Annotated in this window: 10 protein-coding genes; 9 read left to right on the plus strand and 1 reads right to left on the minus strand. The window is 67.7% G+C overall.

Annotation, left to right across the window (positions count from 1 at the left end):
- The first annotated feature begins 309 nt into the window (after positions 1 to 309).
- Entirely contained in the window at positions 310 to 2190 is a 1881-nt protein-coding gene (locus QRN67_RS33110) for a WD40/YVTN/BNR-like repeat-containing protein (RefSeq protein ID WP_285415304.1), read from the plus strand.
- A 122-nt stretch (positions 2191 to 2312) separates the two neighbouring features.
- Here QRN67_RS33110 and QRN67_RS33115 read toward each other — a convergent pair whose 3' ends face one another.
- Positions 2313 to 3659, minus strand: a complete 1347-nt coding sequence (locus tag QRN67_RS33115) for an MFS family transporter (RefSeq protein WP_285415306.1) — start codon at positions 3657 to 3659, stop codon at positions 2313 to 2315.
- Between the two features lie 253 nt (positions 3660 to 3912).
- Between QRN67_RS33115 and QRN67_RS33120 the strand changes: the two genes are divergently transcribed.
- From QRN67_RS33120 to QRN67_RS33155, 8 genes are all read left to right on the plus strand, one after another.
- Positions 3913 to 5712 (plus strand): FAD-dependent oxidoreductase, encoded by a 1800-nt coding sequence (locus tag QRN67_RS33120; protein ID WP_285415308.1) that lies wholly within the window; start codon positions 3913 to 3915, stop codon positions 5710 to 5712.
- Positions 5709 to 7535, plus strand: a complete 1827-nt coding sequence (locus tag QRN67_RS33125; RefSeq protein WP_081268933.1) for a 2-oxoacid:acceptor oxidoreductase subunit alpha — start codon at positions 5709 to 5711, stop codon at positions 7533 to 7535. Before QRN67_RS33120 ends, QRN67_RS33125 begins: the two co-directional genes overlap by 4 nt.
- The gene (locus QRN67_RS33130) at positions 7532 to 8587 is read left to right on the plus strand and encodes a 2-oxoacid:ferredoxin oxidoreductase subunit beta (RefSeq protein WP_285415310.1); all 1056 of its coding nucleotides are present in this window, start codon (positions 7532 to 7534) and stop codon (positions 8585 to 8587) included. Before QRN67_RS33125 ends, QRN67_RS33130 begins: the two co-directional genes overlap by 4 nt.
- Before the next feature lie 45 nt (positions 8588 to 8632).
- Positions 8633 to 9070: a CBS domain-containing protein gene (locus QRN67_RS33135; protein ID WP_285415312.1), complete on the plus strand. Its 438-nt coding sequence runs from the start codon at positions 8633 to 8635 to the stop codon at positions 9068 to 9070.
- 11 nt (positions 9071 to 9081) lie between these two features.
- Positions 9082 to 9603: a gluconokinase gene (locus tag QRN67_RS33140; RefSeq protein ID WP_285415314.1), complete on the plus strand. Its 522-nt coding sequence runs from the start codon at positions 9082 to 9084 to the stop codon at positions 9601 to 9603.
- Positions 9604 to 10986: a GntT/GntP/DsdX family permease gene (locus tag QRN67_RS33145; protein WP_285415316.1), complete on the plus strand. Its 1383-nt coding sequence runs from the start codon at positions 9604 to 9606 to the stop codon at positions 10984 to 10986. It begins immediately after the preceding gene.
- 124 nt (positions 10987 to 11110) lie between these two features.
- Positions 11111 to 13171 carry an elongation factor G gene (gene fusA, locus QRN67_RS33150; RefSeq protein ID WP_285415318.1) on the plus strand — a complete coding sequence of 687 codons (2061 nt, stop codon included), beginning with the start codon at positions 11111 to 11113 and terminating at the stop codon, positions 13169 to 13171.
- A 1079-nt stretch (positions 13172 to 14250) separates the two neighbouring features.
- Positions 14251 to 14796, plus strand: a complete 546-nt coding sequence (locus QRN67_RS33155) for a hypothetical protein (RefSeq protein ID WP_285415319.1) — start codon at positions 14251 to 14253, stop codon at positions 14794 to 14796.
- Positions 14797 to 14957: the final 161 nt, after the last annotated feature.

Consider the following 14957-nt stretch of genomic DNA (forward strand, 5'->3'; position numbering starts at 1 on the left):
ACACCTGCTGAAATGTTCAGCGAATGCGTTGCATCGACCGGTTGAATCCGCCGCCGACTCCGGCCTGTCGCATTTTGCCGTCGTCGGAAGGCACGACTGCGCAATGCCGCGGGGCGGCTCCGGGTGCCGCGTATCTCATCCACAAAGATTCGACGTCGCACCGGGCGCAAGACCGGTGTTGTTCCCAAGCGCGTTCCTCTGCTTGCCTTTTGGGATTCCATTTTCCGGCAGCAATTTTTACAATCGGTTGCGTTCCGTTTCACCTGCGCGGCGCCAAGGCGCGTCTTCGTCCATTCATCGCCTCTGCCCATGTCTTCGTCCACACTCGCATACCGCCGCATCTTTCGCAATGCCCGTCTCGCCGCAGCGCTGGCCGGGTCTCTCGCACTGTTCGCCTGCGGCGGAGGTGGAGGCGGAGGCGGCTCAAGCAACGCGGCCAACCTCTTTCCCGCCGCGCAGCAGCCCGCCGCGCCTGCGCCCGCCGGCACATCCGGCGAATCCACGGTGCTGATGCGCGTCAAGCCGGAGGCGGTCGGCGTCAACTGCACCTTGGGCGGCGCACGCGTCGAGGCCGGCCTGGACGCGGACAGCAATCGCGTGCTCGCTGACAGCGAAGTCACGTCCACGCAGTACATCTGCAACGCCACCGCCGGGGTGGATGGCCTCAGCACGCTGGTACGCATGCGGGCCGAACCCCCCGGAAGCCACTGCGCGCAGGGCGGCTCGCAGGTGCTGGCCGGCAAGGACCTGAACCGCAATGACGTGCTCGAGGACGCGGAGGTGACCAGTTCGGCCTACGTCTGCGGCGGTGCGCCGGGCGCGACGGGCGCTGCGGGGGCGAGCGGCCGCGACAGCCTGCTCGCATTCGCCGCCGAAGCACCGGGCGGCACCTGCACCTATGGCGGCCAACGCGTGCAGTCCGGGCTGGACCTGAACGCCAACGGCGTGCTCGACGCCGCAGAGGTCACGGCCACAGCCTTCGTGTGCGCGGCCGCGCCGGCCGACACGCGCTGGGTCAACGTCACGGCCTCGAGTTTCCAGACCGAGTCGAACACCGGCTATCAGGCGAATTCGACCACCGGCGTCACGCTCACCCTGCCCGCCGCGCCCACGGTGGGCGATTGGATCAAGGTGGTGGGGGTGGGCAGCGGCGGGTGGACCATCGCGCAGAACGCGGGGCAGCGCATCGACACGCGCGGCCTGCCCGGCGGAACGGACTTCGACTGGCGCTCGGTGGCGCCCACCAGCAGCTGGAGCAGCCTGGCCTCGTCCGCTGATGCCACCCGCCTGGCGGCGGCAGCCGGCAGCGGCGATCTGTACACATCGAGCGATTCCGGTGCGACCTGGAGCCTGCGCCTCACGGGACAGACCTGGAGTGGCGTCGCTTCTTCTAGCGATGGCCTCGCGCTGCTCGCCTCGACCAACGGCGGTGCGCTTTTCCGCTCGACCGACGGCGGCAACTCGTGGTCCAACGACGGATCGTCCCGAGCCTGGAGCGCGGTGGCCAGTTCCGCCGACGGCTCGCGCCTGGTCGCGACCGCCTACCTGGGGCAGATCTGGACCTCCTCGGACGGCGGCAGCAGCTGGACGGCGCGTGAGTCGGACCGGCCCTGGCGTGCCGTGGCCTCTTCGGCCGATGGCCGGGTACTCGTGGCGGCCACCAATGGCGCCCAGCTGTATGTCTCGACCGACTACGGCGTGAGCTGGACCGCGCGCGCGAGCAGCCAGTTCTGGTGGTCGGCGGCGGCTTCTGCCGACGGCAGCATCCTGTATGCCACCGTGGACACGGGCGCCGTCTGGGTGTCCACCGATTCGGGGACCACGTGGGATGCGCAGACCGTCAGCCGGGACTGGCGAGGCATCGCCACCTCCGCCGACGGCCGCTATGCCGTGGCCGCGACCAGCGGCGGCCGCATCTACGAGTCCAGTGACATCGGCCGGACCTGGCGTGTGACCAGCGACGCCGGTGCCTGGACCGCGGTCGCGAGCAGCGCCGACGGCATGAAGGTGGCCGCCGCCAAGTCGGGCTCGACCATCCAGCTCGGCACGCGTCGCGCTTCGAGCACCCTCGGCACTGCCGGGTCGGTTTCCGGGGGGCAACAGGACGCGCTGGAGCTGCAATACGCGGGAGGAGGGGTGTTCATGCCCGTCGGCTACGTGCTGGCCAACCTGGCGTTCGTCATTCGCTGAATCCGCTTCGCGGCAATCCAGCACCTGCAGGCCGGAACGTGTGAGAGGACAGCCAGACGCCGGCCGAGGCGGCCTCGCCCCCTCCAACCGGCCTGCCGGGCCTCGAGAGGGCGCCCGGCAACCTACTTGTCGTTGTGCAGGTAGGTCGCCTGCTTCGGCAGCAGCAGGCTCACCAGGAATGCCAGGGCCATCATGCCGGTCACGTACCAGTAGAAGTACGACTCGTGGCCGATCGACTTCAGTCCGAGCGCCACGTATTCGGCGCTGCCGCCGAAGATGGCATTGCCCACGGCGTACGACAGGCCCACGCCCAGCGCGCGCACTTCGGGCGGGAACATCTCGGCCTTCACGATGCCGCTGATCGAGGTGTAGAAGCTCACCACCGCCAGCGCCAGGGTGATGAGCACGCCGGCCATCAGCGGGCTGCGCACGCTCTGCAGGCTGGTCAGCACCGGCACCGTCATCAGCACGCCCAGGGCGCCGAAGAGCAGCATGTTGCTGCGGCGTCCGATGCGGTCCGACAGCGCGCCGAACAGCGGCTGCATGCACATGTAGATGAACAGGCAGGCCGTCATGATGTTGCTGGCGGTCTTGATCGACATGCCGGCCGAGTTCACCAGGTACTTCTGCATGTAGGTGGTGAACGTGTAGAAGATCAGCGAGCCGCCGGCCGTGTAGCCCAGCACCACGAAGAAGGCGCGCTTGTGGTGCTTGAACAGTTCGGCCATGCTGCCTGCGCCCTTGGCGGCGCGGGTCTTGGTGCTGGCGGTCTCGGTCAGCGTGCGGCGCAGCATCAGGGCCACGATGGCGGCCACGGCGCCCAGCACGAAGGGAATGCGCCAGCCCCAGCTGCGCAGTTCAGCCTCATCCAGCACCTGCTGCAGCACGACCACCACGACCACGGCCAGCAACTGGCCGCCGATCAGCGTGACGTACTGGAAGGACGAGAAGAAGCCGCGCTGTCCGCGCATCGCCACTTCGCTCATGTAGGTGGCGGTGGTGCCGTACTCGCCGCCGACCGACAGGCCCTGCAGCAGCCGCGCGAGCAGCAGCAGCGCGGGCGCCGCGGCACCGATCTGCGCGTAGGTCGGCAGGCAGGCGATCACCAGCGAGCCCACGCACATCATGACCACCGAGGTCACCATCGAGGTCTTGCGGCCCTTGCGGTCGGCCAGGCGGCCGAAGAGCCAGCCGCCGATCGGGCGCATCAGGAAGCCGGCGGCGAACACGCCGGCCGTGTTCAGCAGCTGCACCGTCGGGTCGGACTTGGGGAAGAAGGCCGGCGCGAAATAGATGGCGCAGAAGGCGTAGACGTAGAAGTCGAACCACTCCACCAGGTTGCCGGACGAGGCGGCGAAGATGGCGAAGATGCGCTTGCGCTTTTCTTCGAAGGTGTAGGGGGTGTTGTTGTCGGCGATGGCGTCGGGGCTGGAGGCGCCGGCGGTCGCGCTGCTTGCGAAGGCGGTCATGGAAAGGGGTCCTTGTCTCTGGCTGCGGCCCGCCGCGAAGCCGCGCGAGGCCGTTGCGGCGAGTCTGTCCGGCCGCCGCGGCGCTGTCGTCCGTAGCCGCCCGGCGGGTGTCTACGTATCGGTACGCAAGGGTAAATACCTAGATTGCTGCGGGATTCCACCAAGCCCGCGCGTGCGCAGGCGCGGCGCATACTCGCGAAAAAGCCACTCGCCGGCCCCTCCGGGGCTCCAGGCGACAGCCAGGAGATATGCGTTGCAGCGAACGAATATTGCCGACCCGACCTATTTCCACAAAGTCGTCGATTGCCAGTACGCCTGCCCGGCGCACACGCCCGTCCCCGAATACATACGCATGATCGCGCAGCGCCGCTACGGCGACGCTTACATGATCAACTGGGCCTCCAACGTCTTTCCCGGCATCCTGGGGCGCACCTGCGACCGGCCCTGCGAGCCGGCTTGCCGGCGCGGCCGGGTGGAAGAAAGCAACGCCGAGGCGCCGGAGCCGGTGGCGATCTGCCGGCTCAAGCGCGTGGCGGCCGACATGAAGGACGACGTCCGCGCGCGCATGCCCCAGCCCGTGCCGAAGAACGGCAAGCGTGTCGCCTGCATCGGCGCCGGGCCGGCCTCGCTCACGGTCGCGCGCGACCTGGCACCGCTGGGCCACGAGGTGACGGTGTTCGACGGCGAGGCCAAGGCCGGCGGGTTCATCCGCACGCAGATTCCGCGCTTTCGCCTGCCCGAGTCGGTCATCGACGAAGAGACGGGCTACGTGCTGGACCTGGGCGTGGAATTCCGCGGCGGCGAGCGCATCGCGTCGATGAAGGCGCTGATGGCGCAGGACTGGGATGCGATCTTCGTCGGCTGCGGCGCACCGCGCGGGCGCGACCTCGACGTGCCGGGGCGGCAGGAAGCCGCGGCCGGCATCCACATCGGCATCGACTGGCTGAACTCCGTGTCCTTCGGCCACGTCAGCAGCATCGGCCGGCGCGTGATCGTGCTGGGCGGCGGCAACACGGCCATGGACTGCTGCCGGTCGGCGCGCCGCCTGGGCGGCACCGACGTGAAGGTCATCGTGCGCAGCGGCTTCGAGGAGATGAAGGCCTCGCCCTGGGAGAAGGAAGACGCCGCGCACGAGGGCATCCCGATCATCAACTTCCATGTGCCGAAGGCCTTCGTGCACGAGGACGGCAAGCTCGTGGGCATGCGCTTCGAGATCGTGCGCGCCGAGTACGACGCCGAGGGCCGGCGCTCGCTGGTGCCCACCGGCGAGCCGGAGGCGTACTTCGAATGCGACGACGTGCTGGTGGCGGTGGGCCAGGAAAACGCATTCCCCTGGATCGAGCGCGATTGCGGCATCGACTTCGACAAGTGGGGCCTGCCGGTGCTCGACAAGAACACCTTCCAGTCCTCGGTGCCGAACGTGTTCTTCGGCGGCGATGCGGCCTTCGGGCCGAAGAACATCATCACGGCCGTCGCCCACGGCCACGAGGCGGCGGTGTCCATCGACAAGCTGCTGCGCGCCGAGCCGGTCTACGTGCGGCCGGCACCCATGACCAACCTGGTGTCGCAGAAGATGGGCATCCACGAGTGGAGCTACGACAACGACACCTCCAACGACCTGCGCTACAAGGTGCCGTGGGCCAAGGCCGAGACGGCGCTGGCCAGCATCCGCGTGGAAGTGGAACTGGGCTTCGACGCCGCCACCGCCTTCAAGGAGGCCGAGCGCTGCCTGAACTGCGACGTGCAGACCGTGTTCACCGAGGCTGCCTGCATCGAGTGCGATGCCTGCGTCGACATCTGCCCGATGGACTGCATCAACTTCGTCGACAACGCCGAAGAGGACGAACTGAGGCCCCGGCTCAAGGCGCCGGCGTTGAACCTGGCGCAGGACCTGTACGTGTCGGGCGGGCTCAAGACGGGGCGCGTCATGGTCAAGGACGAAGACGTCTGCCTGCATTGCGGCCTGTGTGCCGAGCGCTGCCCCACGGGCGCCTGGGACATGCAGAAGTTCCTGCTGAAGATGACGCCGGCGGGGCAGGGGGTGGCCGCATGACGCAACAGCAGATCGAGGCGGTCAACGACTTCGTCATCAAGTTCGCCAACGTCAACGGCTCGGGCTCGGCTTCGGCCAACGAGCTGTTCGCCAAGGCCATCCTGCGCATGGGCGTGCCAGTGAGCCCGCGCAACATCTTCCCGAGCAACATCCAGGGCCTGCCGACCTGGTACGAGGTGCGCGTGACCGAAGACGGGCACCTGGGGCGGCGCGGCGGCACCGACATGATGGTGGCGATGAACCCGCAGACCTGGGACGCCGACGTGGCCGAGCTGGCGCCGGGCGGCTACCTTTTCTACGACAGCACCCGGCCGCTGCCGCCTTCCAGGTTTCGCGACGACATCCGCGTGATCGGCATGCCGCTCACCGAGATCTGCAACGCCGTCTATCAAGACCCGCGCCAGCGCCAGCTGTTCAAGAACATCGTCTACGTGGGCGCCCTGGCTGTCCTGCTGGGCATCGAGCCCGAGGTGGTCGAGAAGCTGTTCGGCGAGCAGTACAAGGGCAAGGAAAAGCTGCTGGCCTCCAACGTGCAGGCGCTGCACCTGGGCTGCGACTTCGCGCGGGAGAACCTGCGCGAGCCGGTGGGGCTGCAGGTGCGGCGCGCCGACCGGGTGGGCGGGCGCATCTTCGTGGACGGCAACAGCGCCGCGGCGCTGGGCTGCGTGTATGGCGGCGCCACGGTCGCGGCCTGGTACCCGATCACGCCGTCTTCCTCGGTGGCCGAGGCCTTCCAGAAGTACTGCAGCAAGTTCCGGGTGGACCCGGCCACCGGCCAGCACCGCTTCGCCATCGTGCAGGCGGAGGACGAGCTGGCCTCGATCGGCATGGTGGTCGGCGCTGGCTGGAACGGCGCGCGCGCCTTCACCGCGACCTCGGGGCCCGGCATTTCGCTGATGGCCGAATTCATCGGTCTGGCCTACTTCGCGGAGATTCCGATCACCTTGATCAACGTGCAGCGCGGTGGGCCCTCCACCGGCATGCCCACGCGCACGCAGCAGGCCGACATCCTGGCCTGCGCCTATGCCTCGCACGGCGATACCAAGCACGTGCTGCTGTTTCCCGAGGACCCGCACGAGTGCTTCGCACACGCGGCGGCGGCGCTGGACCTGGCCGACCGGCTGCAGACGCCCGTGTTCCTGATGACTGACCTGGACATCGGCATGAACCAGCGGCTGTGCGAGCCCTTTGCCTGGGACGACAGCCAGGCCTACGACCGCGGCAAGGTCATGAGCGCCGATGAGCTGGAGGCGGGCCGCGACTTCGGCCGCTACAAGGACGTGGACGGCGACGGCATTCCCTGGCGCACGCTGCCGGGCACGCACCCGACCAAGGGCAGCTACTTCACGCGCGGCACCACGCGCGACGCCTATGCCCGGTATTCGGAGCGCGGGCCGGACTACATCTACAACATGGAGCGGCTGCTGAAGAAGTTCGCGACCGCGGCCACGCTGGTGCCGCAGCCGGTGCTGCGGCCCGCGGCCCGCAAGACCGCGCTGGGCGTGATCTATTTCGGCTCGACCAGCCCGTCGATGCATGAGGCGCTGGATGCGCTCGAAGCGCGGGGCATCCACCTCGATGCCATGCGGCTGCGCGCCTTTCCCTTTCCCGAGAGCGTGGCGCAGTTCGTGGCGCAGCACGAGAAGGTGTTCGTGGTCGAGCAGAACCGCGACGCGCAGATGCGCAGCCTGCTGGTCAACGAGCTGGATGCCGATCCGGCGCGGCTGATCCGGGTGCTGCATTTCGACGGCACGCCGATCACCGCGCGCTTCATCGTGCAGGCCATCGCCACGCATGTTCATCCGACGAAGGAGGCGGCATGACCTACCTCGCCAAGCCCAGGCTGCGCCATCCGACGCTGGCCGTCAACAAGGTGGGCTACACGCGGCGCGACTACGAAGGAAAGATCTCCACGTTGTGCGCCGGCTGCGGCCACGACTCGATCTCGGCCGCCATCATCGAGGCCTGCTGGGAGCTGGACATCGAGCCGCATCGCGTAGCCAAGCTCTCGGGCATCGGCTGCAGCTCCAAGACGCCGGACTACTTCCTGGGGGCCTCGCACGGCTTCAACACAGTGCACGGCCGCATGCCCAGCGTGCTGACCGGCGCCAACCTCGCCAACCGCGACCTGCTGTACCTGGGCGTTTCCGGAGACGGCGACTCGGCCTCCATCGGCCTGGGCCAGTTCGCCCACGCCATGCGGCGCGGCGTGCGCATGGCCTACATCGTGGAGAACAACGGCGTCTACGGCCTGACCAAGGGCCAGTTCTCGGCCACGGCCGACCAGGGCTCCAAGAGCAAGAGGGGCGTGGTCAACACCGACAGCCCGGTCGACCTGGTGGCCATGGCGCTGCAGCTGGGCGCCAGCTACGTGGGGCGCGGCTTCTCGGGCAACAAGGCGCAGCTGGTGCCGCTCATCAAGGGCGCGATCAGCCACGGCGGTTCGGCGTTCATCGATGTGATCAGTCCGTGCGTGGCCTTCAACAACCATCCCGGCAGCACCAAGAGCTACGACTACGTGCGCGAGCACAACGAAGCGGTGAGCCGCATCGACTTCATCAGCGGGCGGGACGAGATTTCCGTCGACATCGAGCCGGGCGAGGTGATGGACGTGCGCCAGCACGACGGCACGCTGCTGCGCCTGCGCAGCCTGCACCCCGACTACACGCCCGGCGACCGCCACGCCGCCATGGCCTACATGCAGCGCCACCAGGAAATGGGCGAGGTGGTCACCGGCCTGCTGTATGTCGATCCGCTGGCCACCGACCTGCACACTGCCCTCAACACCAGCAGCCGGCCGCTCAACGCGCTGGGGCCTGCCGAGTTGTGCCCCGGTGCCGCGGCGCTCGAGCGGCTGAACGCCTCCTTGCGCTGATCGGCGGCCCGGGGCACCATTGGCCCTCTTTCAGGAGGGCGCACCATGGCCGAGCGCACCGTTTTCCAATCCATCTCCCGCACGCACCTGATCAGCCTCGCTCCGCAGGCCAGCGTGCGCGACGCCGCCTGCGTGATGACGCGCGCCAACTGCGGCAGCGTGCTCGTCATGGAGCTGCCGGACGTCCTGGTGGGCATCCTGACCGAGCGCGACCTGATGACCCGTGTGCTGGCGCGGGGGCTCGACCCCGATCGCACGCCGGTGCGCGAAGTCATGACGCCCAACCCGATCTGCGTGCCACCGGAAATGCCGGTGTCCGACGCGGTGGTGCTCATGCTGGAGAGGGGCTTTCGCCATCTGCCGCTGGTGGCGGGCAGGAAGGTTGTCGGCGTATTCTCGGTGCGCGATGCGCTGCCGCGCGAGATCGGCGCGGCCGTGAGCCTGACCGAGTTCCGCGAACAACTGAACGACGCGCTGGGCTGACAAGGAAACCAATGCCTCTTTCCACTCAAAAACCGCAGGTGCTGGTGCTCATGGGCGTCTCAGGCTGCGGCAAGACGACCGTGGCCGCCATCCTCGCGGGCCGCCTGTCCTGGCCCTTCGAGGAAGGCGATGCACTCCATCCGCCTGCGAACATCGCCAAGATGGAAGCGGGACATCCGCTCACCGACGAAGACCGCGCACCCTGGCTGCGCAAGGTGGCGGACTGGGTGGACGAGCGCATCGACGCCGGCGAGCATGGGCTCATCACCTGCTCGGCGCTCAAGCGCTCCTACCGCGAGGTGATCAACCGGCGCGGCGCGGGCGTGGTGTTCGCCTACCTCCACGGCTCGCGCGAGACCATCGCCTCGCGCCTCATGGCCCGCCACGGCCACTTCATGCCGCCCAGCCTGCTCGACAGCCAGTTCGCCGACCTGGAAGAGCCCGCGGCGGACGAGCCCGCGATTCGCGTCGACATCGGCCCGGCGCCCTCCGCGCTGGCCCAGACCATCATCGAAACCCTGGGCCTGAAATAAATGGACGCTTCCACCGCGCTGAACGCGCACGACATCCAGGTGCTGGCCGTCGCGGCCATCGGCATCGCGCTGCTGGTCGTGCTGATCGTGTGGCTGAAGCTGCATGCCTTCCTGGCCCTGACCATCGGCGCGCTCTTCGTCGGCGTCGGTTCGGGCATTCCGCTGGACAAGGTGACGGCGTCCTATGAAAACGGCGTGGGCGGCGTGCTGGGCTACGTGGGCGTGCTCATCGCACTGGGCGCGATGCTGGGCAAGCTGCTGGCGGATTCCGGCGGCGCCGACAGGCTGGTCGAGACGCTGCTGCGCGGGCGCCCCGCCACGCTGCCCTGGAAGATGGCGCTGGTCGCCAGCATCATCGGCATACCGATGTTCTTCGAGATCGGGCTCGTGCTGCTGATTCCCGTGGTCATGCTCGCGGTGCACCGCTCCAAGGGCCCCGCCATGCGGCTCGGCATTCCGGCGCTGGCCGGCCTGTCGGTGCTGCACGGGTTCATTCCGCCGCACCCGGGGCCGCTCGCCGCCATCGCCATCCTGCATGCGAACGTCGGCGTGACCCTGGCGCTCGGGCTGCTGATCGCGATCCCGACGGTGGCCGTGGCCGGGCCGCTCTTCGGCCTGCTGGCGGCCCGGCTGGTGCCGATCGGCGCGGCCGGCGCGGGGCTGGCGGTCACGGCCTCGGGGTCGGCTGGCAATGCAGGCGACCAGAAGCCGAGTGCAAGCCCCACCTTCGCATGGACCCTGGTCACCCTGCTGTCTCCCCTGGTGCTGATGCTGCTGAAGGCGGCGGCCGACATCTGGCTGGACAAGTCGGCCCCGCTGCGGCCGGTGCTCGACTTCATCGGCGACCCCGTCTTCGCCCTGCTGGTGGCCGTGTTGCTGGCCATGGTGACCTTCGGCACCGCCGTGGGCTTCACGCTGCCCGTGCTGGCCAGGAAGATCGCCGACAGCCTGCTGCCGGTGGTGGGCGTCATGCTCATCGTGGGCGCTGGCGGCGGGTTCAAGCAGGCGCTCGTCGATGGCGGCACCGGCAATGCCATCGCCAAGATCGCGCTCGCGGCGGGCCTGTCGACGCTGGTGCTGGGCTGGATCGTGGCGGTGCTGATTCGCCTGGCGACCGGCTCCGCCACCGTGGCGACCGTCACCGCGGCGGGCATCATCGCGCCGCTGGCCGGCGGGCTGTCGACCAACCACCTGTCGCTCGTGGTGCTGGCCATCGGTGCCGGCTCGCTGTTCTTCTCCCATGTGAACGACGCGGGCTTCTGGCTGGTGAAGGAATACTTCGGCCTCACGGTAGGGCAGACGATCAAGACCTGGTCGGTGATGGAGACGGTGATCTCCGTGATGGGGCTGCTGCTGACGCTCGCGCTGTCGGCCGTTTTCTGAGGGCCGGGTGCCAATCGGCTTGCGCCGGCCCGGCCGATCCCGTACGCTGGCCTGGCGTCCGTGCGCAGCACCCGAGCCCCTGCGGGCCGCCGGGTCGGCCTTCCGGATGCGAAGGAGTGCAGCCATGCCAAGCCGATCGAACGGCCTCGCGGCCGAAATGGGAGCGGTGCGAACACTGGCGCTCGTCGGCGCCGCCGCCGCCGGCAAGACCTCCCTCGCCGAGGCCCTGTTGTTCAAGGCGGGTGCCATCAAGGCCTGCGGCAGCGTCGAGCGCGGCAGCACCGTCAGCGACCATGACCCCCTGGAGCGCCGACTGCAGCACTCGCTCAATGCATCGGTGCTGCACCTCACGCATGCCGGCACGCGCATCCACTTCATCGACACGCCCGGCGGCCCCGACTTCCTCGGCCAGAGCCTGCCGGCGCTGGAGGCGGTCGAAACGGTGGCGGTGGTCATCAACGCCGCCACCGGCATCGAGCCGATGACGGTGCGCATGATGGCGTACGCGGCCTCGCGTCATCTCGCGCGCATGATCATCGTCAACAAGATCGACTCGCAGGGCATCTCGCTGGCGGGCCTGCTGGCCGACATCCAGGCCACTTTCGGCCGCGAATGCCTGCCGCTGAACCTGCCCGACGGGGTCGGCAGGCAGGTGGTGGACTGCTTCTTCAACCGCTTCGGGCAGTCCGACTTCGGCCCCGTCGAGGCGGCGCACCGCGCGCTGGTGGAACAGGTGGTCGAGGTCGACGCGGCCTTCGTCGAGCGCTACCTCGAGGAGGGCGACGTGAATCCGGCCGAGCTGCACGCGCCGCTCGAGCAGGCGCTGCGCGAAGGCCACCTGATTCCGGTGTGCTTCGTCTCGTCGCGCAGCGGCGCCGGCGTGGCCGAACTGCTGGACGTGATCGTCAAGCTCCTGCCCGACCCGAGCGAGGCCAACCCGCCGGACTTCATCGTCGGCGAGGGCGCGCAGGCCAAGCCCATGCAGGCCAGGCCCGACCCGTCGCTGCACGTGCTGGCGCATGTGTTCAAGGTCACCATCGACCCCTACGTCGGCAAGATGGGCATCTTTCGCGTGCACCAGGGCACGCTCACGCGCGACAGCCAGCTCTACATCGGCGATGGCCGCAAACCCTTCAAGGTGGGTCACCTGTTCATGCTGCAGGGCAAGGACCATGTCGAGGTGTCGCACGCGGTGCCGGGCGACATCGTGGCGGTGGCCAAGGTCGACGAGATCCACTTCGATGCCGTGCTGCACGATGCGGCCGAGGACAGCCATGTGCATCTCGCGCCGCTGGCGTTTCCGGTGCCGGTGCACGGCCTGGCCGTGGAGCCCAAGCGCCATGGCGACGAGCAGCGCGCCTGGGAGATCCTTGGCAAGCTCGCGGCCGAGGACCCCTGCCTGCGCATCGAGCACGTGATGGCGACCAACGAGACGGTGCTCTACGGCCTGAGCGAGCTTCACCTGCGCATCGTGCTCGACCGCCTGCGCGAGGTGTACCGCTTCGAGGTGCAGACGCGGCCGCCGCGCATCGCCTACCGCGAGACCGTGACCGCGCCGGCCGAGGGCCATCACCGCCACAAGAAGCAGACCGGCGGCGCCGGCCAGTTCGGTGAAGTCTTCCTGCGCATCGAGCCGCTGGCGCGCGGCGGCGGCTTCGAGTTTGCCGACGAGGTTCGCGGCGGCGCGATTCCGGGGCATTTCATCCCTGCGGTCGAGAAAGGCGTGCGCGAAGTGCTGGCGTGCGGTGCGATCGCCGGCTATCCGGTGGTCGACGTGCGCGTGGTGGTGCACGACGGCAAGCACCACAGCGTCGACAGCAAGGACATCGCCTTCGCCACCGCCGGCCGCAAGGCCTTCATGGCGGCCATCCGCGAGGCACGGCCGGTGGTGCTCGAGCCGATCGTCGAGATCGAGATCGCCGTGCCGGAGCAGTCGGTCGGCGACGTCACCGGCGATCTTTCAACCCGCCGGGGCCTGGTCACAGGCACGTCGGCCGCAGGCGCAGGCACCGTGGTCGTTCGCGGCCAGGTGCCGATGGCCGAACTGGCCAGCTACCAGTCGCGCCTCAATGCGATGACCAGCGGACAGGGGCGCTACACCATCGCGCTGTCGCACTACGAGGCGGTGCCACCGGCAACGCAGCAGACGCTGATGGGGCAGTACCGGGCGCATGAGGAAGACTGAGACTGCGGGGTTTGTGGCGAAATCGACCACGAAGGGATGTGCAAGGGCGGGCACGAGGCCGCAGCCCGAAGCGAAGCGGCTAGGTGTCGGAAAGGGCCGGCACCGGAAAGCAGATCCATCGCCCCGATGGCGAGCGGACGACGTCTGCATCCAGTCCCTTGAAGCCTGCGAGGCGCTGCAGGCGCCGCCTTTGGCGCGCAGCGCCACCGACTCGGCCGCGAGGCCGGAGTCCAGCGGGCGCAAGCGACAGGGATATGGAGGGCTGCGCAGCAGTCCCCGAAGGAGATGAGCGCGGAAGCGCGAACCCGGAGAAGCCCGGTCGGGACGCACCGCGGCCCCGAGTCGCCCTACCTCATCACCACAGGCATTTCCCACGGGAAGCCCCTATGTCGGGACCAGCGGGGCAATGGGGTTAAAGCGCGCGCGGATGGTATGGGCGACCGCTTGTGGCCGGCCAAAGCCTGTCGCCTACTCGGTACTTCGGACCCAGAACGGCTGGTCGAGGGGACGAGATGAGCAGCCAGAGCGGCGCCAGCTCAATCACCGGAGCCACTGCCTTCCGAGCCGTGATGAGTCTCCCACGACGTTGAGCGACCACCTTTCATTTGGCCGCTGTTCCCGTGAATGTCCCCCGGCAACTCACGCCCCGAAACGCGCCTGATCCCACTGTCGCCGTCAGCATCTTCGTCACCCTGCAGTAACAAGATGACCCCGACGAAAATTGCCGCAAAAGAGACTGCTGTGAACCAGTGCGTGTACATCCAACCGACAGGTTGAAGCACGACGCCGGCAAGTAAGACAAGCAAACCGATGACGCGCGGAAAGTTCACTGCTGCCTAAGGTTTGTCATAAGCGGCGGCGACAAGCCCAAGGCTTTGAGACGTCCGCACAATGGATGGATTTGTTTATCAACTGTAGCCGTCACTTGGACGTAAGCAAACAGCCATCCCATCTTGACGAAGCGATACCGCCCCGGCCGGCGGGCTAGACTTCGGCGATCGGCCACGAGCCGACGTTTGAAGCAATGGCTCCGCTCGGGTCGCCATGCGGCCGAAGAGTGGTACTGACTGACCAGCCGAATGAAATCCCGACGTAAGCACTTCATTTCTCGAGTGGAGCTCCACTTGCTTGAAAGCCGTACCCTTGAGGAACTCACTCAAGCCGAGTTCTTGAGCCTGCTTCGAAGTTACAACGCAGTTGGAGCAAGCAAAGAGGCTTTCACGAGCGCTTTGGTAGCAACTCGAAAATTTCCGGACGACGCGCATCTGCTGCGTTGGCACCGTGACGCCGCGCTTGGGTGGCTGGTCGGACCGGGCAGCATAGCTACCGAATTTCTGCGCTGTATCGATGAGAACGTTGGACCAAGCAGTTTTTGGCGCTTGGCCCTGGCTGACCACTACGTTGGTACAGCCTGGGCAGATGACGAACAAATGTTGGGTTCGTTTCCGCCGTGCCCCGAGTGGCTTTCGCTCGCAGCAGAGCAGCTTGAATCAGCACAAGCTACGGCTTTTGACTTCGGTCAGTATTGGGGTCGCGGGACAGACAACATCCAAGCGACATATGAGGTAGTTTTCGATGGCTTGCTACGGTACGAAGAGTTCGCTCAGTTGCGCCTGTTGCGGTAATGAATCGTAGAAATCACCTGCCACAAACTTGAGGCATTGTTCGTGGTCATGCAGTGCCCGCGCACATCATTACGTCCGCTTTAGAGAAGCGCGTACAGCCGCTTCGGGCGGCGGATTCAACCGGTCGATGCAACGCATTCGCTGAACATTTCAGCAGGTGT

This window comes from Variovorax sp. efr-133-TYG-130 (assembly GCF_030208835.1).
In the GTDB taxonomy this organism is placed as follows: Bacteria; Pseudomonadota; Gammaproteobacteria; order Burkholderiales; family Burkholderiaceae_C; genus Variovorax.